Genomic DNA, 24735 nt, shown 5'->3' with positions numbered 1-24735 from the left:
GGGGCTGAGATGGGCGAAGCCTGGATCGCCGCGCTCTTCGCGCTCTTCGTCTGGTGGTTCTCCACCGGCGCGATCCTGATGCTGGTCCGCCATGCCGAGCGCGCCGGGCCCCGCGCCCCCTTCGGCTGCACCCTTGCGGCCCTTCCACTGCTGGCGCTGGGCATCTGGGGCTATGTCGCCTCGCTGCCCGCGACGGGGCTCGGCGGGGCCTATGCGGGTTTCCTGTCGGCCCTGGCGATCTGGGGCTGGATCGAGCTGTCCTTCCTGACCGGCACGATCACGGGGCCGGTGCTGCGGCGCTGCCCGCCCGGCGTGCCCGAACTGGAACGGTTCCTGCGGGCCTGGGGCACCATCGCCTATCACGAGATGCTTCTGACCGCGGTGCTGGTCCTGATGTGGCTCTACGGCGCCGGGGCCGAGAACGCCTTCGGGCTCTGGACCTTCGCGACGCTCTACCTCGCGCGGATCTCGGCCAAGCTGAACCTCTATTTCGGCGTGCCGCGCATCAACACCGAATTCCTGCCCGAGGCGCTCGGCCATCTGGAGAGCCATTTCCGCATCTCGCGGCTGAACTGGGTCTTTCCCATTTCGATCACCGCGCTCAGCTTCGCGGTGGCCTGCTGGCTGGAGCGGCTGCACGCGGCGGGCACGCCGGGCGAGATCGCCGGCTACGCCCTGCTGACCGCGATCACCGGGCTGGCACTGCTGGAACACTGGCTGATGGTCCTGCCGCTGCCGGACGCGAAACTCTGGCGCTGGATGCTGCCCGCGCCGAAGCAGACACGAAGAACAACAACACGACCGGAGGGACATCATGGATTTTGATGCCATGTTCGCCGCGCAGCTCGATGCGCTGAGGCAAGAGGGAAACTACCGCGTCTTCGCGGAACTCGAGCGCCGCTGCGGCGCCTTTCCCCGGGCCCGCAGCCATGACGAGGACAGCCCCGACGAGGTGACGGTCTGGTGCTCGAACGACTATCTCGGCATGGGCCAGCACCCGGCGGTGCGGCAGGTGATGAAGGACGTGATCGACGAATGCGGCACCGGTGCCGGTGGCACGCGCAACATATCGGGCACGAACAGCCACCATGTCGCGCTCGAGCACGAGCTTGCGGACCTGCATGGCAAGGATGCCGCGCTGCTCTTCACCTCGGGCTACGTCTCGAACTGGGCCGCGCTCTCGACGCTGGGCAGCCGGCTGCCCGACGCCGTGATCCTGAGCGACGCGCTGAACCACGCCTCGATGATCGAGGGCATCCGCGGCTCGCGCGCCCACAAGGTCATATGGAAACACAACGACCCCGAGGATCTCGACCGCAAGCTCTCGGCGCTGCCCGTCAACGCGCCAAAGATCGTGGCCTTCGAATCCGTCTACTCGATGGATGGCGACATCTGCCCCATGGAGGAGATCATCGAGGTGGCCGAGAAGCACGGGGCCATGACCTATCTGGACGAGGTCCACGCGGTCGGGCTCTACGGCCCGCGCGGCGGCGGCGTGTCCGAGGAACTGGGGCTCGCCCATCGCATCACGCTGATCGAGGGGACGCTCGGCAAGGCCTTCGGCTGCATGGGCGGCTACGTGACCGGCTCGGCGGCGCTTTGCGACTTCATCCGTTCCTTCGCCAGCGGCTTCATCTTCACCACCGCCCTGCCCCCGGCCGTGGCGGCGGCCGCACAGGCCTCGATCGCGCATCTCAAGACCTCGGATACCGAGCGCCGTCTCCAGCGCGAGCGGGTCGCCTACATGCGCGCGCGGCTGGATGCGCAGGGAATTCCCCACATGGACAACCCCAGCCACATCATCCCCGTTCCGATCAAGGATCCGGTCAAGTGCCGGATGCTGTCGGATATCCTGATGCGGGACTGGGGCATCTACGTCCAGCCGATCAACTACCCGACGGTCCCCAAGGGCACCGAGCGGCTGCGCTTCACGCCGGGGCCGCTCCACAGCGAGGCGGATATCGACCATCTGGTGGCCGCGCTCTCGACCCTCTGGAAGCAATGCGCCATCGCGCACGCGGTCGCCTAGACGGCAGGCCCGTTGACTTGGCGACCAGCGCGCTAGTTTCTTCACCCAGTCTTTAGCAGGAGGAGAACACCATGACGCGCGTTATTCCAATGGCCTTCGCGGCTGCAACGCTGGCCTCGCCGGTGTTCGCGGACAACCATGCCTCCGGCGATCCGGCCGAGGGAGAGCAGGTTTTCCGCCAGTGCAGGGCGTGCCACATGATCGTCGATGACGACGGCAACAACATCCAGCGCGGCGGACGCGTCGGCCCGAACCTCTATGGTATCGTGGGCCGGACCGCAGGCTCGGTCGAGGGCTTCAACTATTCCGACCTGATGGTCACCGCCGGCGAGCAGGGCCTCGCCTGGGACGAGGAGAGCTTCGCGGCCTACGTGCAGGACCCGACCGGCTACCTTCAGGAAACGACCGGAGAGTCCGGCCGGGGCAAGATGTCCTACATGGTGCGCAGCGAGGAAGACGCCATCAACGTCTGGGCGTATCTCGCCTCCGTCAGCCCGGCTCCCGAAAGCTGATCGACGGGCCAGCCGTTTCGCGGGGCCGTGCCGGGAAACCGGCGCGGCCCCGTTGCCTTGGCGGCCTTCAGCGTGCCGCCGAGAGCGGGTAGACCTTTCCACGCCCGTCGAAGGCGCCGCGCGCGGCCTGGGCGATGTCGGCGGCCGTCATGCCGGCCTCGGCATACATCTCTTCCGGGCTGGCCTGGTTGATGAGGCGGTCGGGAAGGCAGATGTTGCGGATCGCGAGGCCCCGGTCGAAGACCCCGTGACGCGCAAGCGCGTGCATCACGATCGATCCGAAACCGCCTTCGGCCCCCTGCTCCACCGTCAGCAGCACCCGGTGGCGTCTCGCAAGCTGCAGCACCAGGTCGGTGTCGAGCGGCTTGGCAAACCGCGCATCGGCCAGCGTGACGCTGATGCCCTCGGTCGCGAGCGCGTCGGCGGCGGCGCGGCACGCGCCGAGATGCGCGCCGAAGGAAAGGATCGCCACGTCCTCGCCGTCCCGAAGGATCCGGCCCCGGCCGATATCGAGCACTTCGCCGCGCTCGGGCAGCGCGGCGCCCGTTCCCGCGCCCCGTGGGTAGCGGAAGGCGATCGGCCCGGCGTCATGGGCCGCGGCGGTCGCGACCATGTGGGTCAGGTCGGCCTCGTCGGCCGCGGCCATCACCGTGAAGCCCGGCAAGGCGGAGAGGTAGCCGATGTCGAAGACACCGGCATGGGTCGGCCCGTCGGCCCCCACCAGCCCGGCCCGATCGATGGCGAAGCGCACGGGCAGCCCCTGCAGGGCCACGTCATGGACCACCTGGTCGTATCCGCGCTGAAGAAAGGTCGAGTAGATCGCGCAGAAGGGTTTCAGCCCGCTCGCGGCCATTCCGGCGGCGAATGTCACGGCATGCTGTTCGGCGATCCCCACGTCGAAGACCCGCGCCGGGAAGCGTTCGGCCATGATGTTGACGCCGGTGCCCGAGGGCATCGCCGCGGTGACCGCCACGATCTCGGGATGGCGCTCGGCCTCGGCGGTGAGAGCCCGACCGAAGACGCTGGTGTAGGACGGCGCGGCGGCGGATTTCTTCGCCTGGGTGCCGGTCTCGACGTCGAACTTGCCGACGCCGTGATACTTGTCGGCGCTGGTCTCGGCCGGGACGTAGCCCTTGCCCTTGACCGTGCAACAGTGGATCAGGACCGGCCCCGTGGCCCGCGCCCGCGCCGCGCGCAGCACCCGCAGAAGCTGGTCCATGTCATGCCCGTCGATGGGGCCGACATAGTCGAATCCCAGCTCCTCGAACAGCGTGCCGGACCCGGTCAGCCCCGTCACCAGCTGGCGGGCCCGCCGCGCGCCCTGGCGCACGGGTTCGGGCATGGCGGCTTCCACGCCCTCGGCAAAGTCGCGCATGCGCGCGAAGGGCTCGTCGGCATAGAGCCGGCTCAGGTAAGAGGACATCGCGCCCACCGGGGGCGCGATGCTCATCTCGTTGTCGTTCAGGATCACGAAGAGCCGCCGGCCCTCGTGCCCGGCATTGTTCATCGCCTCGTAGGCCATGCCGGCGCTGATCGCACCGTCGCCCACCACGGCGATGGCGTCGCCGGTGGCCTGGCCCATGTCGCGCCCGACGGCAAAGCCCAGCGCCGCCGAGATCGAGGTCGAGGAATGGGCCGCGCCGAAGGGATCGTAGGGGCTCTCTGCGCGCTTGGTGAACCCCGAGAGCCCGTCCTTCTGGCGCAGCGTCCGGATCCGGTCGCGGCGGCCGGTGAGGATCTTGTGGGGATAGCACTGGTGGCCGACGTCCCAGATCAGCTTGTCCATCGGCGTGTTGAAGACCGCGTGCAGCGCCACCGTCAGCTCTACGACCCCGAGACTGGAGCCCAGATGGCCGCCGGTCTCCGACACCGCCGAGATGGTCTCGGCACGCAGGTCGTCGGCCAGCCGTTTCAGATCGCGGTCCGGCATCTGTCGCAGGTCCGCGGGTCCGGCAACCCGGTCGAGCGTTGGTGTGTTCGGCAGATCCCTGGTCATCGCACCCTCCCCTGGGCGGTGGCTCTGGCGTCGCCCGCGCGACGGGACGCAACGCAAGCGGCGCGATGTGAAACGGGCCGGCGCGCAGCCGCGCCGGCCCGGAAGCTCAGTTGCCGTAGTCCGGCGCCCCCGTCGTGGCCAGTTCCGGCCAGTCCTTGATGACGTTGGTGCCCTGCAGCGGCTGCTGGTAGCCCTTGTGGCAGGTCTTGCAGGCCGCCTTCGGCGCGTCCGCATGGACCGGGCCCAGGCGTTCGGGCGGGTAGAGATCGCGGAGCGGCACGAGATACTCGTTGTTCATCTCCTGCACCATGCCGATCCCGAGGCTCTCGGTCGCCCATTGCGGGGTGACCTGGCTGCCGTCGTAGAACGCCCGGCTGTTATGGCAGAACAGGCAGTTCACCCCGAGCGAGTTCGAGACGTAGTTCATCAGCGCGTAGGTGCGCTCGGCCTGCTGGATGCCCGGATAGTCGTCCTGGCCGGGAATGCCGGCGACCCGGCTCTCGAGATCGTGGACCCCGATCCGGCCATAATCGAGCAGGTAGGTCTCCAGCGCGTCCGAGGGCAGAGAGGTGTACTGGCTCTGCATCGTCACGCGGTTCTGGTTGCTCGACCAGCCCGAGGTCGCCTCGGTCACCGGCGTCATCTTGAACCAGATGTCGCTCGGCACGTTCTCGCCGCGGTGGCAGGTCATGCAGGTCACGCCCACCTGCTTGTTGGCGTTGACATGCCCGTCCCAGTTCTCGTTGAAGTTCTGGGTCATCTGGATCATCCGCCGCGCGACGACCTTGGTATAGAGGTTGTCCTCGCCATAGGTCTCGAGCGGCCCGTCGCCGTGGCAGTAGGCACAGCCTTCCTCGGGCGCGACCCAGCGGGTGATGGCGTTCATCACCCGCAGGAAGTTGCCTTCGGGCACGTCGGCCAGAACCTGGACATTCTCGTAGACCTCGCCGGCCAGCGGCTCGCCTTCCATCGGCGGATAGGGCGGATCCTCGAGCAGCAGCGCGATATCCGGGTCCGGCTCGGCCAGGTCGACCTTGAACTCTGGCACGGACATGCCGGTGCCGCGCGGCCCGGTCTGCATGCTGTCGGTGGCATAGGGCTGGCCCCAGGCCACCAGCATCGTGGCGACGAAGACGGCGCCCCCGATCGCCCCGATGATGACGGCAGGCCCATAGATGTCGGTGGGATTCTCACGATTCCACTTGTCGAACCATTTGGGAAACATCGCTCAGTCCTCCTGCCCTATGAAGGCCTCGTAGGACCCGTAGCTCTCGTAGCCGTAGGACCCGTCATACATCGGCGCGAAATTGTGCTCCTGCGCCCAGATGAACCAGTTGTCCACGACCGTTCCGGTGAGCAGGATCCCGATGCCGCCCGTGATGGGGGTCAGGACCGCGAACCACCAGGCCCAGCGGTGAATGCCTTCCATCGTGGCGTTGAAGCCCATGGTCCAGCGCCAGAACAGCGCCGCGCGTTCGCTTGCCGTGCCCCGGTCGTAGATCTGCTCCAGCTCGCGGTCGCCGCCGAAGCGGGTCACGGCCAGGATGGTCGCGCCATGCATCGCGAAGAGCAGGACCGAGCCATAGAGGAACACGATCGAGAGGCAGTGGAAGGGATTGTAGTAGAGGTTCCCGTAGCGGATCGAGAAAGCCGTGGTCCAGTCGAGATGCGGGAAGATGCCGTAGGGCACCGCCTCGGACCAGCTGCCCATCAGGACCGGGCGGAAGAGCCCCAGCACGAGGAACAGCCAGATCGCCGAGGCGAATGCCCAGGCGACGTGCTTGCCCATCTTCTGCTGCTTGGCCAGCAGGTACGACCGCAGCCACCAGGTGCAGACGCTCACCAGCAGGAAGAAGGAGGCTATGATGTACCACCCGCCATCGTCGAGGGGCGGCATCGACAGGCCATGTTCCGGCCCCGGCGGTTCCAGCGCCAGCCAGAAGCCCTGGCGCAGGAATTCCGGGATCGACCAGCCGACCTGCGCCAGCATGTTCAGCCCGATGATGTTGAGCCACAGGATCCCCGTGGCCAGGCTGATCAGGCCGGTCCAGCCCAGGTAGACCGGGCCGATCTGGGCGTTGCCGATCCAGCCGACGAGCCGGCTGAAGAACGGGGTGATCATCCGTTCCGCGGCCATGTTGTTTTCGTTGTCCATGCCCAGTTCCGGGGGACCCTGAACCTGAACCTGGGTGAATATGTTCTGATACTCGATCATGTCTTACATCCCCACTTGGCTGGGCCAGATCGGCAGCTCGAGCCACCAGTTCCACCACTCGGGCCAGCCCTTGGTCCAGACGGGTCCGCTGATGATGATGCAGACCGCCGACCAGAATCCGGCATTGAGCGCCAGCAGCAGGCCGAGCCGGTGGATCCCCAGCGTGCCGACCGAGTAGCCGATGAAGTCACGGAAGAAGGTGTCCTCGTGATCCGGCGTCTTGGCCTCTTCGCCCTTCTCGGGATTGGCCGCCGACAGGATCAGGCCGCCATGCAGCGCCAGCGCCAGCGTGGTGGTGAAGAAGAAGGTCACCGCCAGCATGTGGGCCGGGTTGTAGTGGAAGTGCAGGTAGGCGTAGCCGGTGTTCGACACCCAGTCGAGATGGCTGAAGATGCCGTAGGGGAAGCCGTGCCCCCAGGCCCCCATCAGGAGCGGGCGGAAGACCACGAGCGTCGCGTAGGCGAGGATCGCGAAGCTGAAGGCGATCGGCACGTGATAGCCGATGCCGAGCTTGCGGCAGATCTCCACCTCGCGCAGCGCCCAGCTTATGAACGCGCCCAGCGCGCAGATCGTGATGATCTGCCAGAGCCCGCCTTCCATGAGCGGCGCCAGCCCGAGGCCGTATTTCAGGTCGGGCGGCGCGATGTTGATGAGCCAGGGGTTGAAGGTTCCCTGGTGGGCCGCGCCCCACAGGATCAGGATCGTCCCGAGGGCGGCGAAGAAGGCCGTGGTGACCCCGAAGAAGCCCACGTAGAACGGGCCGACCCAGAAGTCGAACAGATCGCCGCCGATCAGCGTCCCTCCGCGGACCCGGTATTTGCGTTCGAAACTAAGCACCGCCATTTCCGTCGTCTCCGCTTTTCGCGGCCTGTCGGGGCGGGTCCCCGGCGGACCGTTCTATCTCTCTGCGATGGCCGCGGGCGAGCCGACCCGCCCGCGGCAGTCTTGCGTCAGGCGTGGATCAGCGCCCGTACTTCTCAGCGGCGATTTCAAACCAGTTGAAACCGTCGGTGCTGAGCAGCACGAGATGGATCATCGCCGCGAGCAGGAACAGGAACACGCCCTGCGCCACGAAAACGCGGCGGGGGTCGAAGATCAGCCAGATCTTGTAGAATTTAGCCATTTCTCAACCCCTTCCTCAGAACCACGGGAACCAGATGAACGTCGCGATGTGCGCGACGACTGCAACCAGCGCGAACAGCCAAAGGCCGCTCATGTACACCGAATGCAGTTCCTGGGCCTGCTCGTCTGTGAGACCTGTGAAGGACAGGTCGGATTTATCAGCCATGAACTTTCCTCCGGAACGTTATGCTGACGCCGCGACCCCCGCGGCCGGGTCCCCCGGGGCCGGATGGCCCCGCGGGAGTCTGTCCGCCCTCACGGGCAGGCAGTCGGTATCTCGGATCACCGGGCAAAAAGCTCAGGCCGAGAAGATGAAAGGCGTGATCCGGTCCGCTTCGGCCCAGGCACGGGCCAGCGGGCCGCGCAGGTTGAGCGTCCGGAACCGCACGATGTCGCGCAGCCAGCGGAAGCTGCCGAAGGGCAGCGCCAGCAGGAAGATCATTGCGAAATAGACGTGGAACTCGATGCTGCGACCCGAGGATGCGCGCGGGCGCGCCGGGCTTGATGTGACATCGGTCATGGATCAGTCCTCCTTGTGAACCGTGCGGGATTCGGGCGAGAGCGCCCGGACCGTTTCGATGGCGACCCGCGTGTCGCCCTTGCGCAAAGCCGCTTCCTCGGCGGCGTCGCGCAGGCTCTTGGCGGCAGAAATGCGGGTCAGAACAGGGTGGTCGGCGACGATGCGGTCGAGCGCGCGCTGTGCGTCCTCGTCCCAGGGCAATTCGCGCCGGAGCGGTGTCGGGGTCGCGGCGGCGGCGTCCATCTCGCTGCCGAGCGGCAGGATATGGAACAGCGCATCGAAGAGGCCGTTGCAGACTTCCTGGAGCAGGTAGGTCGCGCCGGCGTAGCCCATCATCGGCGTGCCGGTGGAGCGCCGGATCGCGGCGCCCGGGAAGCTGGCCGGAATGAAGGCGGGCCGCGGCCCGTGGCCGGCCTGCAGCTCTGCCAGGTACATCTTCTCGTTGATCGAGCCGAGCAGGATCAGCGGACGTTCGCGGGCGATGAGCGCGCGCACCTCCTCGTTGTCGGTCTTCGCCCCGGCGCAGCGCGCGACCGCAAAGGCGCAGGGCAGGCCCAGGTCGCCTTCGAGAAACTTGCGGATGCCGCGGGCATAGGTCTCGTTCGCGACGATGCCGAACTTGGCGGTGGCGAAGAAATCCTGCGTGACGGACCGCCAGAGATCCCAGACCGGCTTGATCGTCGAATGCTTCTCGCGCGCGATGAACGGTTCCGGGTCGAGATCCAGAAGCTCGCCCAGCTTGCGCAGGAAGAGGGTCGTGCTTTCGACGCCGATTGGCGCCTGCAGGTAAGGCTTTTCCAGCACCTCGGCCAGGCCGCGGCCGAACTCGCGATACATGCAGATGTTCACGTCGGCGTTGACCAGATCGCGCATCTCGGCCAGGTGCGCGCCCAGCGGCATCACCATGTTGATCTCGGCGCCGATGCCTTCGACCAGGCGGCGGATCTCGTGCAGGTCGGAGGGCATGTTGAAGGTGCCGTACATCGGGCCGAGGATATTGACCCGCGGCCTGGCGCCTTCCGCGCGCTTCTTCTCCTTGGGCATCCGGCCCTTGGTCATGCCGAACTCGGTGAAGACCCAGGTCATCGCGCGGTCGGCGGCCTCCCACTGGTCCTCGTCGATTGTGCGCGGCAGGAAGCGCTGGATATTGGTGCCCTCGGGCGTGACGCCGCCGCCGATCATCTCGGCGATGGACCCGGTCACGACGACCGCCGGCAGCGCCGGGTCGAGCGTGCCCCAGGCGCGCTTCATGGCGCCTTCGGTGCCGTCCCGGCCCAGTTCTTCCTCGCCCAGACCGGTAACCACGATCGGCAGTTCATGCGGCGGCAAGGCGTCGGTGTAGTGCAGGACGGAGGTGACCGGCAGGTTCTCGCAGCCGACGGGGCCGTCGATCACGACCTGCAGGCCCTTCACGGCGCAGAAGGCGTAGACCGCCCCCCAGTATCCGCCGGCCCTGTCGTGGTCCTGCACCAGCATCAGATCATCTCCTGCGCCTTGCGGGCGCGTTGCTGTTTCTCGAGTTTCTTGAGGTTCTGCGCGCGGTATTCCGGGCGCAGGTTCGGATCGCCTTCCCAGACGCCGGCGGTGTCGCCCTCGCCCACGCCCTCGAAGAAGGCGCGCATGTGGTCCATGCGGGACTTGCCCGCGATGGCGGCGTTCATCACCTCGGCGAGGCTGCCGGCCCCGGCGGGACCCATCAGCGGGCGGGCCGAGATCAGGTTGGTGAAGTAGAGCGCCGGGATGCCCAGCTCCTTGGCCTTCTGCACGACCGGGGTGGTGCCGATGGCCAGGTCGGGCTTCACGCCCTCCATCGCGGCGCAATCCTCTTCGAGGGAGGCACGGAACTTCACCGTCGCACCCTTCGCCCGCAGCCATTCGGCATCGGCCTCGGACCAGGGCGTCCGCGGGCAGGCGGTGCCGACATAAGGTACCTCCGCCCCGCTCTCGATCAGCAGACGCGCGACGAGCAGCTCGCTGCCCTCGTACCCGCTGAGCGTGATCGTCCCCTTGATGGGGGCCGCGGCCAGCGCGCCCCTGATCGCCGGGAGGAAGGCGTTCTGCGCCGTGGCCACCTTGTCCGCGGGCAGGCCGAAGGCGTCGCCGATGGCCGCGAGCCAGGCGGCGGTGCCGTCGTGACCGACCGGCGCGCTGCCCACGATCGGACGCCCCGCCGTTTCGAACTCGCGGACCGCCGCGGTGTAGAAGGGATGGATCGCCGCCACCGCGCCGCAATCCAGCGCCGCGTAGAGCTCGCGCCATTCGCGGCAGGGCACGACCGGGCCGGCGGCCAGGCCGAGCGGGTCCAGCATCTGGCCGATCACCACGGGATCGGCCGGGAACATCTCGCCCAGAAGCGTGACGGTCGGCCGGTCGGACACCCCGCTCTCGGGCTTCGGCACGGGGCCCGCCTCGGCCTCCTGGCGGGCATAGTTCAGCATCGCGCCGGCCAGCACGTCCTTGGCTTCGGCGTGGGTCGGAATGCCGAAACCGGGCACGTCGATGCCCACGATCCGCACGCCGTCGATCTCGTCTGGCAACAGCCGCAGCGGCACGCCGCTGGCCGTGGGCACGCACAGATTGGTGACCACGATCGCGTCGAAGCGATCCGGGTCGGCCAGCTGGTGCACGCTGTCGCGGATATCCTCGAAAAGCTTGCCGGTGACGAGCGTCTCCGAGTTGAAGGGCACGTAGCCGACCGACCGGCGCGCGCCGTAGAAATGCGACACGAAGGTCAGCCCGTAGACGCAGCAGGCCGACCCGCTGAGCACCGTGGCCACGCGCTTCATGCGCAGGCCCACGCGCAGGCTGCCAAAGGCCGGGCACATGGATTGCGGCTTGTCGTGGGGGCCCGTGGGATAGTCCCGCGCGTACTGGTCGAGCAGATCGGACTGCCCGGCCATGCGCGCGGCCTTCTCCATCTCGGAGCCGGAATGACAGCCGAGCCCGGGATCGCCTTCCAGCGCGGGCGCGTCGGAACGGGATTCGCCCCGGATCACCTCGGCCTCGGCGGCGTCGTCATATGTGACTTCGTCGCTCATCTGGCCTCGGCCCCCTCCTCTGCGGAACCGCTCGCGTAGATGTCGTGCAGCAGGCGGCGGATCTGGTCCGGCCGGGCCTGCTTCAGCAGGGCCTGGACCTCGCGCAGCGTGGTTTCCCTTACGGGATCACGTTTCGTCATAGATCACCTCCAGGCTTTCCTTGGGCTTGGCGTTCTTGCCGCGCATATCCGCGTCGGTCGCCGGTTCCAGCGTGACGCCGGCCCCCGTGTCCGAGCCGTCGAAGAGATTCAGGAGGGCGTCCTGGTCGAGCGGTGCGGGACGCACCGGCGGCGCGCCCGACACGGCCTCGGCCAGACCGGCGAAGAGATCGCCCCACTGGCTCTCGGCGGTGCCGACGATCTGGTAGTTCGCGGATTTCTTGCGCAGGTCGTCGTCCTGCGGGATCGCGGCCAGGACCGGGATGTCCACCGCCTCGGCGAAGGCCTGCGCCTCGCCCGAGCCGTCATCCTTGTTGATCACCAGCCCGGCGACACCGACATTGCCGCCGAGCTTGCGGAAATATTCCACCGCCGAGCAGACGTTGTTGGCGACGTAGAGCGACTGCAGGTCGTTGGACCCGACCAGGATCACCTTCTGCGCCATGTCGCGGGCGATCGGCAGGCCGAAGCCGCCGCAGACCACGTCGCCGAGGAAATCCAGCAGCACGTAGTCGAAATCCCAGTCGTGGAAGCCAAGCTTTTCCAGCAGCTCGAAGCCGTGGATGATCCCACGTCCGCCACAGCCGCGGCCAACCTCCGGCCCGCCGAGCTCCATCGCGAAGACGCCGCCGCGCTTGAAGCAGACATCGCCGATCTCGACCTGCTCGCCGGCGAGGTTCTTCTTGGTCGAGGTCTCGATGATCGTCGGGCAGGCCTTGCCGCCGAAGAGCAGCGAGGTGGTATCGGATTTCGGATCGCAGCCGATCAGCAGCACGCGCTTGCCCTGCTCGGCCATCATGTGGCTGAGATTGGCCAGCGTGAAGCTCTTGCCGATGCCGCCCTTGCCGTAGATCGCGATGATCTGGGTCTTCTTGGTCGGTTCGTCGGTCACGAGATCGGCGAGATCCTCGTGGGCCTCGTCGCGCAGGCGCTGGTCGAAATCTTTGAGGTTCGGTACGTCGTCCTTCACGCTGCGTCCTTCCAGTTGAGTATCATTTTCAGACAGGCCGGATCGTAGAAGGCCGTTCTGTAGGCCTCTGGCGCGTTCGCCGCGGGCGCGCGGTGCGTGATCAGCTCATCGAGCGAGAGCGCCCCGTTCTCGACCAGCGCGGCCGTCGCGGCCAGGTCGTCGCGGGTCCATTCGGCGGCGACGCGGAAGCGGGCTTCCTTCATGAAAGCCGGCGGGAAGGCAAAGCTGAGAGCCTCGGGGTAAAAGCCGGCGAGCACGATCTCGCCGCCCTTGGCGAGCCGCCCGATCAGCTGGTCGAGGATCTCGGGGCTGCCCGAGGCGTCGTAGATCGCGCGGTAATCGCGCCGCGGATCGTCCTCGGGCGCGATCACCTGGTAGCCGGCGGCACCGGTCCGGCGGTCGGGCTCGGAGTCCCAGACGGTGGGCGCGGGCGCACCGGCCGCCACGGTCAGGCGCGCCAGCAGCCGGCCAAGAACGCCGTGCCCCACGATCAGTTCGGGCACCGCCTTTTCGAGCCCGGCCATGGCGTGGCGGGCCGTGGCGGCCAGCGCCAGCAAAGCGCCCTCGGCGCCAAGCGCCGGGTCGATGCGGGTCACGCGGTCGGCCGCGGTCACCAGCCGTTCCGCCGCGCCGCCGAACAGGCCGTGGGCGCCGTCGAAACAGTCGGCCCCCGGCACGAAAACATGGTCCCCCGGCCGGAACCCGGTGTCGGGCCCGGCCTCGACCACCTCGCCGGCGGCCTCGTAGCCCGGCACCAGCGGATAGCCCATGCCCGGGAAAGGCGGCATGCGGCCGGAATAGAAGAGCTTTTCGGTCCCGGTCGAGATCCCGGAATGCGCGATGTCCACGACGATGTCACCGCGCCCGGGCGCCTTCAGCGCCAGCGTATCAAGGCGAAGATCCTCGACATCGTTCAGGAAGACAGCGCGGGTTTCCATCTGCGCCTCCCTTTTCGCGGCCCATTCGCTGGTCGGCATGACTCGGTGACGACGAATGTCCTTCTGTAACACTAACTCAACAGCTCAATGTGTCAAGTTTACATTACACTTTCTGGGAGAGAGGTGTCATGCCGGCTTCACGCAGGTCAGCGCGCCCGTGATGTAGGGGCGGCGTGCCCGCGGAATCTGCACGTCGGCGAATCCGGCGGCCCGGCACATGTCGGCAATCCGCGCGGCGGACCGCGCCTGCCCCGTGCCCATGGCCATGGTGTAGAAGGCAAAGTAGACGTCCCCGGCAGGCTCGGGCACGGCGCCGCCGGCCATCGGCTCCGCCACGATGAGCCGTCCGCCGGCCGGCAGCGCGGCGAAGACGGCCCCCAGCAGCGCCGCCACCGTGGCGTCGTCATGGTCGTAGAGCACCCGGACCAGCGAAATCGCGTCGGCGCCGGCCGGCAACGGATCCCGGCGGAAGGAGCCGGCGTGACAGGTCACCCGTGCTGACAGATTCGCGGCGGCAAGCCTGGCCTCGGCCGCGGGCAGCACCGCGGGAAGGTCGAAAAGCCCGAGCTGCATCCGCGGATAGCGCGCCGCGACGGCCGCGACGAAGGCCCCCGCCCCGCCGCCGACGTCCAGCAGGTGGCGGACCCCGCGCAGCGGCACCATGTCCAGCGTGTCCTCGGCCACCAGCGCCTGCGACTGGGCCATCAGCTCGGAATAGGCCGCGGCCGTCTCGGGCGGGACGTCGCCCGTCGCGCCGAGAACATAGGGCCAGAACCGCGCGAGCTCGGTCTCGCGGCTGCCGGCCAGTACCGCGACCGGATCGGACATGTCGCGATAGAACACGGCGTTGTGCCGGATCATCAGCTCGAGCCCCGGCACCCCGAGCAGTAACGCGCCACGCCGCGACAGCCGGAAACGCCCGTCGCGCCGCCGGCGCAACAGGCCGATCGCCGCCCCGGCCTGCAGCAGGATCGCCATGCGCTCGGGCGTGAGCCCGCTGCCCGGCGCAAGATCGGCCGGCGCGGCCGGGCCGCGCAGAAGGCGCCGCAAAAGGTCAAGCTCCACCAGCGCCAGGAGAACCTGGGATTTCGCGAAACCCTGCAACAGATCGAAGAGCGCCGCGCCCTCGCGGCGGGCGATACCGCGCGAGAGCGGCAGGCGCGCGGCGATCCGCTGGAACCCGGGGCGCGCCACGAGGCCCGCGATCCATGCCGCCGGCGAGAAGCCGCCCGTCGCCCCGTCCACCCGCGCGGCCATGCGGGTCAGGCCCGGCTGCCGGCGGGAACGCTGGGAACGAGCTGGGCGGCCTGCATCCGCACCATCCGGGCAAGATCGGCTTCGCCCGGGCAGGAGGGAATCGAGGCGATGGCGCCCGCGAGAATATCGGTCAACCGCTTGGTCGCGCCCTCGACGCCGAGCGCCTGGACGGCGTTCGGCCGGTTATGCGCCGCGTCCTGGCCGGCGGGCTTGCCCAGCGTGTCCTGGTCCATCAGCGCATCGCGCAGATCGTCGGCCACCTGGAAGGCCTCGCCGATCAGGGCTCCCAGATCGTGCCAGGCCTCGGGATCGTGGCCGGCGGAAATGGCGCCCATCTCGGTCGCGGCGATGAACAGCGCCCCCGTCTTCGAACGATGATAGGCGGCGAGATCGACCTGCGGCTCGCTTTCCCAGCCCTGCCCGGCGCAAATGCCGTTGGGCATCCCGGTCCGCCGCGCCAGGGACAGCACCAGCTGCGCCCCGCGCGCGGGATCCGTGACGGCGGCCCGGGCCAGGACCTCGAAGGCCAGGACGATCAGGCTGTCGCCGGTCAGCACCGCCAGCGGTTCGGAATACGCCCTGTGGACGGAGCGCTTGCCGCGCCGCATGTCGGCATCGTCGAAACAGGGCAAATCATCATGGACGAGGCTGGCGCAATGGATCAGCTCCAGCGCCGCCGCGGCCGCGTCCGACACGGCCGGCCGGTCGTCGCCACAGGCCCCCGCCACCGAGAGCAGGATCGTCGGCCGGATGCGCGCCCCACCGGGGGTCGTCGCGTAGCCCAGCGCGTCGGCAAGCTGCCGGGGGGCGGGATCGACCCGCGCCGCCGAAATGGCCCTGGTCACTGCGGCATCGATCCGGTCGCGTAGTGGCATATCAGACTCCCCGGCGAACGCCTGTCAGATTTTTCAGTCATCTAATGTGTAAATCATTCTGGACAGTTCGGTGCGTCGAGTCAATAATTCCCCCATGCGCGATGTTCACGGGGCAGCAACGCCCGGCGACCGGGTCCTGATCGTGGGTGCCGGTGTGGCCGGGCTCGCCGCGGCCGTGCGCCTGGCCCATGCCGGGCAAGACGTGCTGGTGCTGGAACGCCACGCGCGGCCGGGCGGCAAGGTGCGCACCCTGCCCTCGCCGGCCGGTCCGGTCGATACCGGCCCCACCGTCCTGACCATGCGCGGCGTCTTCGACGATCTTTTCGAGGCCGCGGGCTCGCGGCTCGACGATCACCTGACCCTTGTGCGCCAGCATGTTCTGGCGCGCCATTTCTGGCCCGACGGCGGCCGGCTGGACCTCTTCGACCGCGAAGACGAGAGCGCGGCAGCCATCCGGGATTTCGCCGGCGCCACCGCCGCGCGGCAATTCCGCACCTTCTCGGAAAGGGCCCGGCGGCTTTTCGCAGGCTTCGAGGCCCCGGTGATGCAGGCCCCGGCCCCCGCGCCGGGCAGGCTCGCGGCCCATATCGCGCGGCATCCGGCGCTTCTGCCGGCCATGGCGCCCCTCTCGACGCTCGCCGGGCTGCTCGCGCGAAGCTTCGACGATCCGCGCCTCGCCCAGCTCTTCGGCCGCTACGCCACCTATGTCGGCGGCGCGCCGGATCGCGTGCCGGCACTGCTGGCGCTGATCTGGCAAGCCGAGGCCGCCGGCGTCTGGGTGGTCGAGGGCGGCATGCACCGGCTGGCCGAGGCGCTTGCCGACCTCGCACGGCAGGGCGGGGCCCGGTTCGAGTTCGGCGCCGGGGTCGCGCGGATCGAGGCGCCCGGGGGCGCCGCGTCCGGCGTCGTGCTGGAGGACGGCACACGCATCGCCGCCGACACGGTGCTTTTCAACGGCGATCCGCGGGCGCTGGCCACCGGCGCGCTCGGCCCCGACTGCACGGGTGTCGCCGGGATCACCCGCCGCGTGCCGCGCAGCCTCTCCGCCGAGGTCTGGGCCTTCGCCGCCACGCCCAGGGGGGCCGACCTGGCCCACCACAACGTCTTTTTCCGCGAGACGCCCGAACCCGAGTTCGACGCCCTCGCCGCCGGGCGTCTTGCCGCGGACCCGACGCTCTATGTCTGCGCGCAGGATCGCGGCGTATCCGGGGCGGCGCCCGCGCTGGAGCGCTTCGAGATCATTGCCAACGCCCCGCCGCTGACAGACAGTTCCGAAGAGGAGGATCCGGACCGATGCCGGACACGCACGTTCCAGACGCTGGCCCGTTTCGGGCTGACCTTCGATCCGACCCCGACCGCGCGCGCCCTGACGACGCCGGCGGGCTTCGAGAGGCTCTTCCCCGCCTCGGCCGGGTCTCTCTACGGGCAGAGCCCACAGGGCATGATGGCCGCCTTCCGCCGGCCGACGGCCCGGACCGCGATCCGCGGGCTCTACCTGGCGGGGGGCGGCACGCATCCGGGGGCGGGGGTGCCGATGGCGACCCTCTCCGGCCGGCACGCGGCCGCGGCGATCATGACCGACCGAACTTCGACCTCGACGTGCCGGAAAACGGCTATGCCTGGTGGTATGTCGACGGGATCAGCGACGACGGCGACCGGGCCGTCAGCGTCATCGGGTTCATAGGCTCCGTCTTTTCGCCCTGGTATGCCTGGTCGGGCCGCAAATCCCCCGACAACCATGTCTGCATCAACGTGGCCACCTACGGGCCCGGCGGACGCTTCACCATGACCGACCGGGGGCGGGCCGCGCTCCGCCAGGATCGCGACAGCCTGACGGTCGGCCCCTCGGCGATGCGCTGGACCGGGTCGGAACTGGTGATCGAGGTGAACGAGATCTCGTCGCCACCGCTGATCTCGCGGGTGCGCGGCAGGATCCGCGTGATCCCCCGGGCCATGAGCGCCGTTGAGATGCCGCTCACCGCCGACGGCACCCATGTCTGGCGCCCCTTCGCACCGACTTGCGACATCGTCGTGGACCTGGAGGCCGCCGGCTGGCAGTGGCGCGGGCATGGCTATTTCGACGCCAATTTCGGCACGCGCGCGCTCGAACAGGATTTCGCCTACTGGAGCTGGGGGCGCTATCCGACCGGCACGGGCAGCACCTGCTTCTATGACGCGACGCGGCTGGACGGCAGCCGGCTGGGCGTCGGGGTTCGGTTCGATGCCGCCGGCCGCGCCGAGGCGATCGCACCGCCGCCCGAGGCCCGGATACGCCGCAGCCTCTGGGGCGTGGCGCGCAGCACGCGCGCCGACCCGGGCCATGCACCGAAGCAGGTCAAGGCAATGCTGGATGCCCCCTTCTACTGCCGCTCGGCGGTCCGTACGCGGATCGGCGGCGAGGACACGGTGGGGGTTCACGAGTCCCTCGATCTGCGGCGGTTCCGCTCTCCGCTGCTGAAGCCGATGCTGGCGGTGCGGGTGCCCCGGCGGGCCGGCTGGCGCTTTGGCTAGGCCGGGCCGGCCGTTCTGCCCTCGGCCTGATCGGGGTTGAGCCGCAAGACGCTGAAATTCAGCGCCGCCGCCACCGACACCCAGGCGAGATAGGGCAGGAACAGAACCCCGGCGATCCAGTCGACCTGCCAGAGCGCCGCGCAGGTCGCCGCGACCGACAGCCACAGCGCGCACAGCACCCCCAGGCCAAGCCGCATCCGGCGCAGTCCGAAGAATACCGGCGTCCAGAGCCCGTTCAGCGCGATCTGCAGCGACCAGAGCGCCATGGCGAGCGCATTGTCGGCGCTGACCGCCACCCGCGCCCCGGCGGCCGCCATGCACAGGTAAAGCATCGACCACGCAACGGGAAACAGCCAGTTCGGCGGCGTCCAGCGCGGCTTTCGCAGGTCGCGGTACCAGGCCCCGGGCGGGAACAGCCCCCCGGTGGAGCCGGCCGCGAAGCAGGCACCGAGGAAAATGGCGAAGCAGATCCAGATCATGCGGTTTCCCTAACCCGGCCCGCCGATTGCATCAATGCCGTTCGTTTCTCGGTATCGCGGGCCTTCAGCCGGGCCATGGTCGCGCAGAGCGTGTCGCTCCAGCCGGTATCCTCGGCCGGCGCGGCGGCGGCCGCATCGACGAGAAACGCGGTCTCGGGCAGCGGCCGGGCATAGATCAGCGGCGATCGCGGCATCACCAGCGTCCCGCCGGTGCGCAGCACCGACAGCATCAGCCAGCCGAGTTTCTGCCCGCCGGAGGTGTGAGCACGGTCCGTCAGCGCGGCGGCGCCCTTGGCGCGCACGCGCCCGCCGATCCCGGCATAGATGTAGCGCGCCGCGAATATCCCCGGGCGGCACGACAGCGGCAGGGCGGCGATCCCGGCCTCGGAGCGGGCGTAAAGCCCCTCGGCCTCGGCCAGCAGGCGCAGCAGCAGGCGGGGCGTCTCGGGGCTGGCCGCCGGGTTGCGCAGGAACGCCGGGGACGAAAGGCCCGCCTCCTCCAGCCACTCGGTCGGCAGGTAGAGCCGCCCCTCGGCCGCGTCCTCGCCCACGTCGCGGGCGATATTCGTCAATTGCATCGCCACGCCGAGATCGCAGGCGCGGGCCAGCGTGTCCCGCGACCGTGTCCGCATCAGGACGCACATCATCGCCCCGACCGCCGAGGCCACCCGCGCCGAATAGGAACGCAGGTCGGACAGGCTGGCATAGCGCCGCCCCTCGGCATCCCAGGCGAGGCCCTCGAGCAGGGCCTCGGGCAGCGCGCGAGGCATGTCGAAATCCTCGATCAGCGCGGCGAAGGCCCGGTCCGGCGCATCGTCCCGCGGCCGGCCGGCATAGGCCAGGTCCAGCCGGTCCTGCAGGCGCAGCACGGCGTCGATCTTCGCGCCGTGCAGGTCCACGGCATCATCGGCCAGCCGGCAGAAGGCATAGAGCGCCAGCGCCGGATCGCGCAGCCGCGCCGGCAACAGCCGGGAGGCCGCGTGGAAAGAGCGGGATCCGTGCCGGATCGCCGCCACGCAGTAGTCCATGTCCCGCGCCGCGATCATGACCGGGGCACCTCTGCCGGATCGGGCACGATCTTGCCCAGCACCTCGGCGCTGGAGATCACGCCGGGCAGCCCGGCGCCGGGATGGGTGCCGGCACCGACGAGGAACAGCCCCTCGGCTTCCTCGCTGACATTGTGCGGGCGGAACCAGGCGCTTTGCAGGATGCGCGGCTCGATGGAGAACCCGGTGCCGTGCGGGCTGAGATAGCGGTCGCGGAACGTTTCGGGCGTGAAGACCTGCGAGGCCGAGAGGCGCGCGCCCAGGCCGGGCAGCAGCTGCTCCTCCAGCACCGCCTGCACCTTGGCGCGGTAGGGCTCGGCCATTGCCGCCCAGTCGACCGGGTCGCGATGGCCGAGATGCGGCACCGGGCTGAGCGCGTAGAAGGTATCGCCGCCCTCGGGCGCGACCGAGGGATCGGTCACGCTTGGGCGGTGGACGTAGAGGCTCATGTCCTCGGCGAGCCGGCCCTTGAGGAAAATGTCCCGCACCAGTCCGCGATAGCGCGGCCCGTTGAGAATCGTGTGATGCCCGACATCCGGCCACAGGTCGCGCGTGCCCTCGGTGCCGAAATACCAGACGAAGAGCCCCATGGACCAGCGCATCCGGTCAAGCCGGCGCCGGGTCCAGCGCCTGCGGCCGCGATTGCGCAGGAGATGGCTATAGGTGTGCCCCGCATCGGCATTGGACACCACGATATCGGCGGTGACGATCTCGCCCGAACTGAGCCGCACGCCGCGGGCGCGATTGTCCTTCAGAAGGATCTCGTCGACCTCGGCCCCCTGTCGCACGAGACCGCCCTGGTCCTCGACCACCCGCACCATCGCCCGCGCGATCGCGTCGACCCCGCCCATCGCGTAGTGCACACCGAAGGCCTTTTCGAGATGGCTGACGAGCGTGTACATCGACGTCACGTTGAACGGGTCGCCGCCGATGAAGAGCGGATGGAACGACAGCGCCATGCGGAGGCGTTCGTCCTTCACGCGCCGGGCGGCATGGGCATAGACCGAGCGATCCGCGCGCAGCCATGCGAAGGTGGGCAGCACCTTGATGAGATCGCCGAGCCTGTGCATCGACCGACGGCCCAGGTCCTCGAAACCGACCCAGTAGCGGCGCTCGCTGTCCTGCAGGAATTTCGTGTAGCCGGCCAGGTCGCCCGGCGAGAGCCGCGCGACCTCGGCCTTCATGGCCGCCTCGTCCTGCCGGGCGGTGAAGCGGCTGCCGTCCGGCCAGCGGATCTCGTAGAACGGGTCCAGCGCGCGAAGGTCCACATCCGCATCGAAATCGCGGCCGCAGGCCTGCCAGAGTTCGCGGAACACCTGCGGCACGGTGACGATGGTGGGGCCGAGATCGAAACGATGGCCGTTTTCCCGGATGCTCGAGCCGCGCCCCCCGGGATCCTCGAGCCGGTCGAGCACCGTCACCCGGTAGCCCCGCGCGCCGAGACGCATGGCCGATGCCAGCCCGCCGAGACCCGCGCCGATCACCACGGCATGGGGGGCAAGCCCCGTCTTGGCCTCGGCTCCGAGACCGGGATCGACACGCGTCAACATGGGACCACCCTACATGTGTCTACTTAAGTTGACAATTGCCCTCTGCGCCCCTTTCATCGGTTTTCAGATCATGTCAATATTCCGCGACGGGCGGCAAAAAAGGACCGGCGCCATTCAAACCGTGAGCCTCAGCTTCTTCCGTTTCGCGCCGGGGGCAGCCCGTCTCTGGGCGTTCGCGATGATGGGACTGGCGCGCCCGGCCATGCGCCGGATCGAGGGGATCGGCTTCTGGAAACTGCTGGGCTCGGGGACGGGTGAGGGTTTCACGCCGGTGCCGAACACCGGCGTCTACGCGATTCTCGCGACCTGGCCCGATCTCGAGACCGCGCGGGCCCGGACGGAATCCGCGTCGATCTTCCGTCGCTATGCCGCGCGCAGCGTCGAGAACTGGCAGGTCTTCCTCGCGCCGGTCTCGGTGCGCGGCCGCTGGTCGGGCGAGACGCCGTTCGGGGCCGACCGCAGCACCGGGCAGGACGGCCCGCTCGCCGCGCTCACCCGTGCGACGATCCGGCCGCGCGCCGCGGTCCGGTTCTGGCAGCGCGTGCCCGACATCAGCACGGTGATCGGCAGCGATCCGAACGTGGCCTTCAAGATCGGCGTCGGCGAAGTGCCGCTCTTTCACCAGGTCACCTTCTCGATCTGGCCCGACGCCGCCAGCATGGCGGCCTTCGCGCGGGCCGACGGACCCCATGCGCGCGCCGTGCGGGCCGTGCGCGACGGGGACTGGTTCAGCGAAGAACTCTATGCGCGCTTCCGTGTCCTGGGCGACCGGGGCAGTTGGCACGGCACCTCGCCCCTGAGGCGGCTCGAAGGACAGACATGACCCACAGCTTTCCCTTTTCCGCGATCGTCGGCCAGGAACAGATGAAACTGGCGATGATCCTGACCGCGATCGAACCGCGCCTGGGCGGCGTCCTGGTCTTCGGCGACCGCGGCACCGGCAAATCGACGGCGGTGCGGGCACTGGCGGCGCTCCTGCCGCCGATCACCGTCGTCGAAGGCTGCCCGGTGAATTCCGAACGTCCGCAGGACTGCCCGGCCTGGGCCCATGTTCCCTCGACAGCCACCGTGTCGCGGCCGACCCCGGTGATCGACCTCCCGCTCGGCGTGACCGAGGATCGCGTGACCGGCGCGCTCGATATCGAGCGGGCGCTTACCCAGGGCGAAAAGGCGTTCGAGCCGGGGCTTCTGGCGCGCGCCAATCGCGGCTATCTCTACATCGACGAGGTAAACCTCCTGGAGGATCACATCGTCGACCTGCTGCTGGACGTGGCGCAGTCAGGCGAAAACGTGGTCGAGCGCGAGGGCCTGTCGGTCCGCCACCCGGCCCGTTTCGTGCTGGTCGGCTCCGGCAACCCGGAGGAAGGTGAGCTGCGCCCGCAGCTTCTGGACCGCTTCGGGCTGTCGGTCGACGTCGCCTCGCCAAGCGACATCGACGAGCGGATCGAGGTGATCCGCCGGCGCGACGCCTTCGACACGGACCCCGCGGCCTTCCTCGCCGACTGGGCGCCGCGCGATGCCGAGATCCGCGACCGCATCCTGGCCGCGCGCGACCGGCTGGCCGACACCGAGGCCTCCGACGACATCCTGCGGGATTGCGCGGAACTCTGCGTCGCGCTCGGCGCCGATGGCCTGCGGGGCGAACTGACGCTGCTGCGCGCGGCGCGCGCCCTGGCGGCCTACGAGGGGACCGGCGCCGTGACGCGCGACGCGTTGCGGCAGGTTGCGGCGCTGGCGCTTAGCCATCGCCTGCGCCGCGACCCGCTGGACGAGGCCGGGTCTGGCACGCGCGTCGCCCGCACCGTGGCCGAGGTTCTGGGATGACCGCGGAGGCCGGCACTGCCTGGGACCGCGCGCTGCGCGCCCTTGCCCTGCTGGCCGTCGATCCCACGGGTCTCAAGGGGCTCACGTTGCGCGCCCGCGCGGGCCCGGTAAGACAGGCCTTCGAAGAGGCGCTCGCCCGCCTGCCCGGCCCGGCGCGGCGGATCCATGTCGACCTCAGCGACACCCAGCTTTTCGGCGGCCCCGATATCGCCGCCACGCTCGCCGAGGGGCGGCTGGTGACCGAGCGCGGTATCGCGGAACGGCCGGCGCGCCTGGTGCTCCCGATGGCCGAGCGGACACCACCGGCCCTGGCCGCGCGGCTGGCGCAGCTGCTCGACGCGGAGCGCGGCCACGGCCTGGTGCTGCTGGACGAGGGCACCGACGAGGACGAGGCTGCGCCGGCCGCGCTGCGCGACCGGCTGGCCTTCGACGTCGACCTGGGCACGACGCGGTGGAACGCCGCGCGCATCCTGCTGCCCGCACCCGCCGACCTCGACGCGGCGCGCGCCCGGCTGGCCGCGATCGAGATGCCGGAGGCGACGTTACCCACCCTTGCCGCGCTTGCCGCACGGTTCGGGATCGACAGCCTGCGCGCGCCCCTGCTTGCCCTCAGGGCGGCGCGGGCGGCGGCCGCGCTGGCAGGTCGGAGCGCGGTTTCCGATGCGGATATCCGCGAAGCGGCGGAACTGGTCTACCCGGCCCGCGCGACGCGCACGCCCCAGGAAGACCCGCCGCCCGCGGACCCGGACGACGCCCCCGAGGAGACCGCACCGCCCGAGACCGCCGAGGACACGGACGGCCCGGACGCGCCGGGCGACATCCCGGACGAGATGCTGGTGGATGCGGTGGCCGCGCTTCTGCCGCGCGGCCTGCTCGACCAGATGGCCGAACGGGCCGGGTTCCGTGCGCCGGCCGGCGGCGCCGGGGCCGGGGCGCCGCGCAAGGGCAACCGGCGCGGCCGCCCGCTGCCCGCCCGCCCGGGCCATGCGGATGGCCGCGCGCGCATCGACGTGGTCGCGACACTGCGCGCCGCCGCCCCCTGGCAGCCGCTGCGCCGCGCGCAGCGCAGGCCCGGGCAACGCGTGGTCGTCCACCCCTCCGACATCCGGCTGCATCGCTACGAGGACCGGTCGGACCGGCTGCTGATCTTCACGGTGGATGCCTCGGGATCGCTTGCCATGGCGCGGCTCTCGGAATCCAAGGGCGCGGTGGAGAACCTGCTGGCCCAGGCCTATGCCCGCCGCGACCACGTGGCGCTGATCGCGTTTCGCGGCGCCGAGGCGCAGCTTCTGCTGCCCCCGACGCGCTCGCTCGTTCAGGCCAAGCGGCGGCTTGCCGCGATGCCCGGGGGCGGTGGCACGCCGCTGGCCGCGGGGCTGGTCGCCGCCACCCGGCTGGCCCGGCAGGCCCGCGGCCGCGGGCTGAACCCCGCCCTGGCCCTGCTGACGGACGGGCGGGCCAATGTCGCGCTCGACGGCGCCGGGGGCCGTGCACAGGCCGGCGCGGATGCCGAGGCGGTGGCGCTTCAGCTGCGGCTGCAGGGCATCCCGGGGCTCGTGATCGACACGTCGGTGCGCCCGGACGACAAGCCGCGCCTGCTGTCGGACCGGCTGGGCGCGCGCTATCTCGCGCTACCGCGCGCGGATGCCGAGCGCATCAGCCGCGCGGTCAGCGCCGCGCTCGACGGCTGAGCCG

25 protein-coding genes are annotated in these 24735 nt (G+C 69.6%); 8 read left to right on the top strand and 17 right to left on the bottom strand.

Annotated elements, in window-relative coordinates:
• Positions 1 to 9 precede the first annotated feature (9 nt).
• From puhE to ACQ5SP_RS01390, 3 genes are all read left to right on the top strand, one after another.
• Positions 10 to 825: a putative photosynthetic complex assembly protein PuhE gene (gene puhE, locus ACQ5SP_RS01400; RefSeq protein ID WP_430935662.1), complete on the top strand. Its 816-nt coding sequence runs from the start codon at positions 10 to 12 to the stop codon at positions 823 to 825.
• Positions 815 to 2029 carry a 5-aminolevulinate synthase gene (hemA, locus tag ACQ5SP_RS01395; protein WP_430935660.1) on the top strand — a complete coding sequence of 405 codons (1215 nt, stop codon included), beginning with the start codon at positions 815 to 817 and terminating at the stop codon, positions 2027 to 2029. The genes puhE and hemA overlap by 11 nt, the downstream gene beginning before the upstream one ends.
• A gap of 71 nt (positions 2030 to 2100) precedes the next feature.
• A complete protein-coding gene (locus ACQ5SP_RS01390) occupies positions 2101 to 2541 on the top strand; it encodes a c-type cytochrome (RefSeq protein ID WP_430935658.1) in 441 nt (146 codons plus the stop codon).
• A gap of 67 nt (positions 2542 to 2608) precedes the next feature.
• On the opposite strand, the gene dxs is transcribed toward ACQ5SP_RS01390, so the two are convergent.
• From dxs to ACQ5SP_RS01320, 14 genes are all read right to left on the bottom strand, one after another.
• Positions 2609 to 4537 carry a 1-deoxy-D-xylulose-5-phosphate synthase gene (gene dxs / locus ACQ5SP_RS01385; RefSeq protein WP_430935656.1) on the bottom strand — a complete coding sequence of 643 codons (1929 nt, stop codon included), beginning with the start codon at positions 4535 to 4537 and terminating at the stop codon, positions 2609 to 2611.
• A 106-nt stretch (positions 4538 to 4643) separates the two neighbouring features.
• Positions 4644 to 5762, bottom strand: coding sequence for a photosynthetic reaction center cytochrome PufC (pufC, locus tag ACQ5SP_RS01380; RefSeq protein WP_430935654.1), 1119 nt, complete (start codon positions 5760 to 5762; stop codon positions 4644 to 4646).
• Between the two features lie 3 nt (positions 5763 to 5765).
• On the bottom strand, positions 5766 to 6752 hold the full coding sequence (gene pufM, locus ACQ5SP_RS01375) for a photosynthetic reaction center subunit M (protein ID WP_430935652.1): 987 nt from the start codon (positions 6750 to 6752) through the stop codon (positions 5766 to 5768).
• Between the two features lie 3 nt (positions 6753 to 6755).
• Positions 6756 to 7595, bottom strand: coding sequence for a photosynthetic reaction center subunit L (gene pufL / locus ACQ5SP_RS01370; protein WP_430935650.1), 840 nt, complete (start codon positions 7593 to 7595; stop codon positions 6756 to 6758).
• 118 nt (positions 7596 to 7713) lie between these two features.
• Positions 7714 to 7875, bottom strand: a complete 162-nt coding sequence (gene pufA / locus ACQ5SP_RS01365) for a light-harvesting antenna LH1, alpha subunit (protein WP_084860649.1) — start codon at positions 7873 to 7875, stop codon at positions 7714 to 7716.
• 15 nt (positions 7876 to 7890) lie between these two features.
• Positions 7891 to 8040 (bottom strand): light-harvesting antenna LH1, beta subunit, encoded by a 150-nt coding sequence (gene pufB, locus ACQ5SP_RS01360; protein ID WP_430935647.1) that lies wholly within the window; start codon positions 8038 to 8040, stop codon positions 7891 to 7893.
• Positions 8041 to 8172: 132 nt separating this feature from the next.
• Complete coding sequence (pufQ, locus tag ACQ5SP_RS01355; protein WP_430935645.1) at positions 8173 to 8394, bottom strand: cytochrome PufQ; 222 nt, start codon at positions 8392 to 8394, stop codon at positions 8173 to 8175.
• Between the two features lie 3 nt (positions 8395 to 8397).
• On the bottom strand, positions 8398 to 9870 hold the full coding sequence (gene bchZ / locus ACQ5SP_RS01350) for a chlorophyllide a reductase subunit Z (protein WP_430935643.1): 1473 nt from the start codon (positions 9868 to 9870) through the stop codon (positions 8398 to 8400).
• On the bottom strand, positions 9870 to 11432 hold the full coding sequence (gene bchY / locus ACQ5SP_RS01345; protein ID WP_430935641.1) for a chlorophyllide a reductase subunit Y: 1563 nt from the start codon (positions 11430 to 11432) through the stop codon (positions 9870 to 9872). Before bchY ends, bchZ begins: the two co-directional genes overlap by 1 nt.
• A complete protein-coding gene (locus tag ACQ5SP_RS01340) occupies positions 11429 to 11572 on the bottom strand; it encodes a hypothetical protein (protein ID WP_430935639.1) in 144 nt (47 codons plus the stop codon). Before ACQ5SP_RS01340 ends, bchY begins: the two co-directional genes overlap by 4 nt.
• Positions 11559 to 12560 carry a chlorophyllide a reductase iron protein subunit X gene (locus tag ACQ5SP_RS01335; protein WP_430935637.1) on the bottom strand — a complete coding sequence of 334 codons (1002 nt, stop codon included), beginning with the start codon at positions 12558 to 12560 and terminating at the stop codon, positions 11559 to 11561. Before ACQ5SP_RS01335 ends, ACQ5SP_RS01340 begins: the two co-directional genes overlap by 14 nt.
• On the bottom strand, positions 12557 to 13498 hold the full coding sequence (bchC, locus tag ACQ5SP_RS01330; RefSeq protein WP_430935635.1) for a chlorophyll synthesis pathway protein BchC: 942 nt from the start codon (positions 13496 to 13498) through the stop codon (positions 12557 to 12559). Before bchC ends, ACQ5SP_RS01335 begins: the two co-directional genes overlap by 4 nt.
• A gap of 126 nt (positions 13499 to 13624) precedes the next feature.
• Positions 13625 to 14755, bottom strand: a complete 1131-nt coding sequence (locus ACQ5SP_RS01325) for a methyltransferase (RefSeq protein ID WP_430935633.1) — start codon at positions 14753 to 14755, stop codon at positions 13625 to 13627.
• 5 nt (positions 14756 to 14760) lie between these two features.
• Positions 14761 to 15630, bottom strand: coding sequence for a polyprenyl synthetase family protein (locus ACQ5SP_RS01320; RefSeq protein ID WP_430935631.1), 870 nt, complete (start codon positions 15628 to 15630; stop codon positions 14761 to 14763).
• Positions 15631 to 15724: 94 nt separating this feature from the next.
• Between ACQ5SP_RS01320 and crtD the strand changes: the two genes are divergently transcribed.
• Together crtD and crtC are read left to right on the top strand one after the other, a co-directional pair.
• Complete coding sequence (gene crtD, locus ACQ5SP_RS01315) at positions 15725 to 17314, top strand: 1-hydroxycarotenoid 3,4-desaturase CrtD (protein ID WP_430935629.1); 1590 nt, start codon at positions 15725 to 15727, stop codon at positions 17312 to 17314.
• Positions 17269 to 18141 carry a carotenoid 1,2-hydratase gene (crtC, locus tag ACQ5SP_RS01310; RefSeq protein ID WP_430936255.1) on the top strand — a complete coding sequence of 291 codons (873 nt, stop codon included), beginning with the start codon at positions 17269 to 17271 and terminating at the stop codon, positions 18139 to 18141. The genes crtD and crtC overlap by 46 nt, the downstream gene beginning before the upstream one ends.
• Here the strand turns inward: crtC and tspO are convergent.
• Genes tspO through ACQ5SP_RS01295 form a run of 3 tightly spaced genes read right to left on the bottom strand, consistent with a single transcriptional unit; the run spans position 18138 to position 21216 of the window.
• Complete coding sequence (tspO, locus tag ACQ5SP_RS01305; RefSeq protein WP_430935627.1) at positions 18138 to 18620, bottom strand: tryptophan-rich sensory protein TspO; 483 nt, start codon at positions 18618 to 18620, stop codon at positions 18138 to 18140. The genes crtC and tspO overlap by 4 nt on opposite strands.
• Positions 18617 to 19666 (bottom strand): 15-cis-phytoene synthase, encoded by a 1050-nt coding sequence (gene crtB, locus ACQ5SP_RS01300; protein WP_430935625.1) that lies wholly within the window; start codon positions 19664 to 19666, stop codon positions 18617 to 18619. The genes tspO and crtB overlap by 4 nt, the downstream gene beginning before the upstream one ends.
• On the bottom strand, positions 19663 to 21216 hold the full coding sequence (locus ACQ5SP_RS01295; protein WP_430935623.1) for a phytoene desaturase: 1554 nt from the start codon (positions 21214 to 21216) through the stop codon (positions 19663 to 19665). Before ACQ5SP_RS01295 ends, crtB begins: the two co-directional genes overlap by 4 nt.
• 70 nt (positions 21217 to 21286) lie before the next feature.
• Between ACQ5SP_RS01295 and crtA the strand changes: the two genes are divergently transcribed.
• From crtA to ACQ5SP_RS01280, 3 genes are read left to right on the top strand one after another with little or no spacing between them, the layout of a single operon-like run.
• The gene (gene crtA, locus ACQ5SP_RS01290; protein WP_430935621.1) at positions 21287 to 22039 is read left to right on the top strand and encodes a spheroidene monooxygenase; all 753 of its coding nucleotides are present in this window, start codon (positions 21287 to 21289) and stop codon (positions 22037 to 22039) included.
• On the top strand, positions 22036 to 23040 hold the full coding sequence (gene bchI / locus ACQ5SP_RS01285; RefSeq protein WP_430935619.1) for a magnesium chelatase ATPase subunit I: 1005 nt from the start codon (positions 22036 to 22038) through the stop codon (positions 23038 to 23040). Before crtA ends, bchI begins: the two co-directional genes overlap by 4 nt.
• Positions 23037 to 24731 carry a magnesium chelatase subunit D gene (locus ACQ5SP_RS01280; RefSeq protein WP_430935617.1) on the top strand — a complete coding sequence of 565 codons (1695 nt, stop codon included), beginning with the start codon at positions 23037 to 23039 and terminating at the stop codon, positions 24729 to 24731. The genes bchI and ACQ5SP_RS01280 overlap by 4 nt, the downstream gene beginning before the upstream one ends.
• Positions 24732 to 24735: the final 4 nt, after the last annotated feature.

Origin of the sequence: Rhodovulum sp. YNF3179 (assembly GCF_050586465.1) — a bacterium.
In the GTDB taxonomy this organism is placed as follows: domain Bacteria; phylum Pseudomonadota; class Alphaproteobacteria; order Rhodobacterales; family Rhodobacteraceae; genus CAJXYS01.
The sequence above is the reverse complement of the archived record's forward strand: the minus strand, read 5'-3'. Positions and strand labels throughout refer to the sequence as shown.

Bases quoted from the DNA above. Each gene is read 5' to 3' on its own strand.
- pufC (WP_430935654.1), bottom strand. From the start codon at position 5,762: ATGTTTCCCAAATGGTTCGACAAGTGGAATCGTGAGAATCCCACCGAC.
- ACQ5SP_RS01390 (WP_430935658.1), top strand. From the start codon at position 2,101: ATGACGCGCGTTATTCCAATGGCCTTCGCGGCTGCAACGCTGGCCTCG.
- crtA (WP_430935621.1), top strand. From the start codon at position 21,287: ATGTCAATATTCCGCGACGGGCGGCAAAAAAGGACCGGCGCCATTCAA.
- bchZ (WP_430935643.1), bottom strand. From the start codon at position 9,870: ATGCTGGTGCAGGACCACGACAGGGCCGGCGGATACTGGGGGGCGGTC.
- ACQ5SP_RS01280 (WP_430935617.1), top strand. From the start codon at position 23,037: ATGACCGCGGAGGCCGGCACTGCCTGGGACCGCGCGCTGCGCGCCCTT.
- pufM (WP_430935652.1), bottom strand. From the start codon at position 6,752: ATGATCGAGTATCAGAACATATTCACCCAGGTTCAGGTTCAGGGTCCC.
- dxs (WP_430935656.1), bottom strand. From the start codon at position 4,537: ATGACCAGGGATCTGCCGAACACACCAACGCTCGACCGGGTTGCCGGA.
- pufB (WP_430935647.1), bottom strand. From the start codon at position 8,040: ATGGCTGATAAATCCGACCTGTCCTTCACAGGTCTCACAGACGAGCAG.
- ACQ5SP_RS01320 (WP_430935631.1), bottom strand. From the start codon at position 15,630: ATGCCACTACGCGACCGGATCGATGCCGCAGTGACCAGGGCCATTTCG.
- ACQ5SP_RS01325 (WP_430935633.1), bottom strand. From the start codon at position 14,755: ATGGCCGCGCGGGTGGACGGGGCGACGGGCGGCTTCTCGCCGGCGGCA.
- bchY (WP_430935641.1), bottom strand. From the start codon at position 11,432: ATGAGCGACGAAGTCACATATGACGACGCCGCCGAGGCCGAGGTGATC.
- tspO (WP_430935627.1), bottom strand. From the start codon at position 18,620: ATGATCTGGATCTGCTTCGCCATTTTCCTCGGTGCCTGCTTCGCGGCC.
- crtB (WP_430935625.1), bottom strand. From the start codon at position 19,666: ATGATCGCGGCGCGGGACATGGACTACTGCGTGGCGGCGATCCGGCAC.
- pufL (WP_430935650.1), bottom strand. From the start codon at position 7,595: ATGGCGGTGCTTAGTTTCGAACGCAAATACCGGGTCCGCGGAGGGACG.
- pufQ (WP_430935645.1), bottom strand. From the start codon at position 8,394: ATGACCGATGTCACATCAAGCCCGGCGCGCCCGCGCGCATCCTCGGGT.
- crtD (WP_430935629.1), top strand. From the start codon at position 15,725: ATGCGCGATGTTCACGGGGCAGCAACGCCCGGCGACCGGGTCCTGATC.
- ACQ5SP_RS01340 (WP_430935639.1), bottom strand. From the start codon at position 11,572: ATGACGAAACGTGATCCCGTAAGGGAAACCACGCTGCGCGAGGTCCAG.
- bchI (WP_430935619.1), top strand. From the start codon at position 22,036: ATGACCCACAGCTTTCCCTTTTCCGCGATCGTCGGCCAGGAACAGATG.
- pufA (WP_084860649.1), bottom strand. From the start codon at position 7,875: ATGGCTAAATTCTACAAGATCTGGCTGATCTTCGACCCCCGCCGCGTT.
- puhE (WP_430935662.1), top strand. From the start codon at position 10: ATGGGCGAAGCCTGGATCGCCGCGCTCTTCGCGCTCTTCGTCTGGTGG.
- hemA (WP_430935660.1), top strand. From the start codon at position 815: ATGGATTTTGATGCCATGTTCGCCGCGCAGCTCGATGCGCTGAGGCAA.
- ACQ5SP_RS01295 (WP_430935623.1), bottom strand. From the start codon at position 21,216: ATGTTGACGCGTGTCGATCCCGGTCTCGGAGCCGAGGCCAAGACGGGG.
- bchC (WP_430935635.1), bottom strand. From the start codon at position 13,498: ATGGAAACCCGCGCTGTCTTCCTGAACGATGTCGAGGATCTTCGCCTT.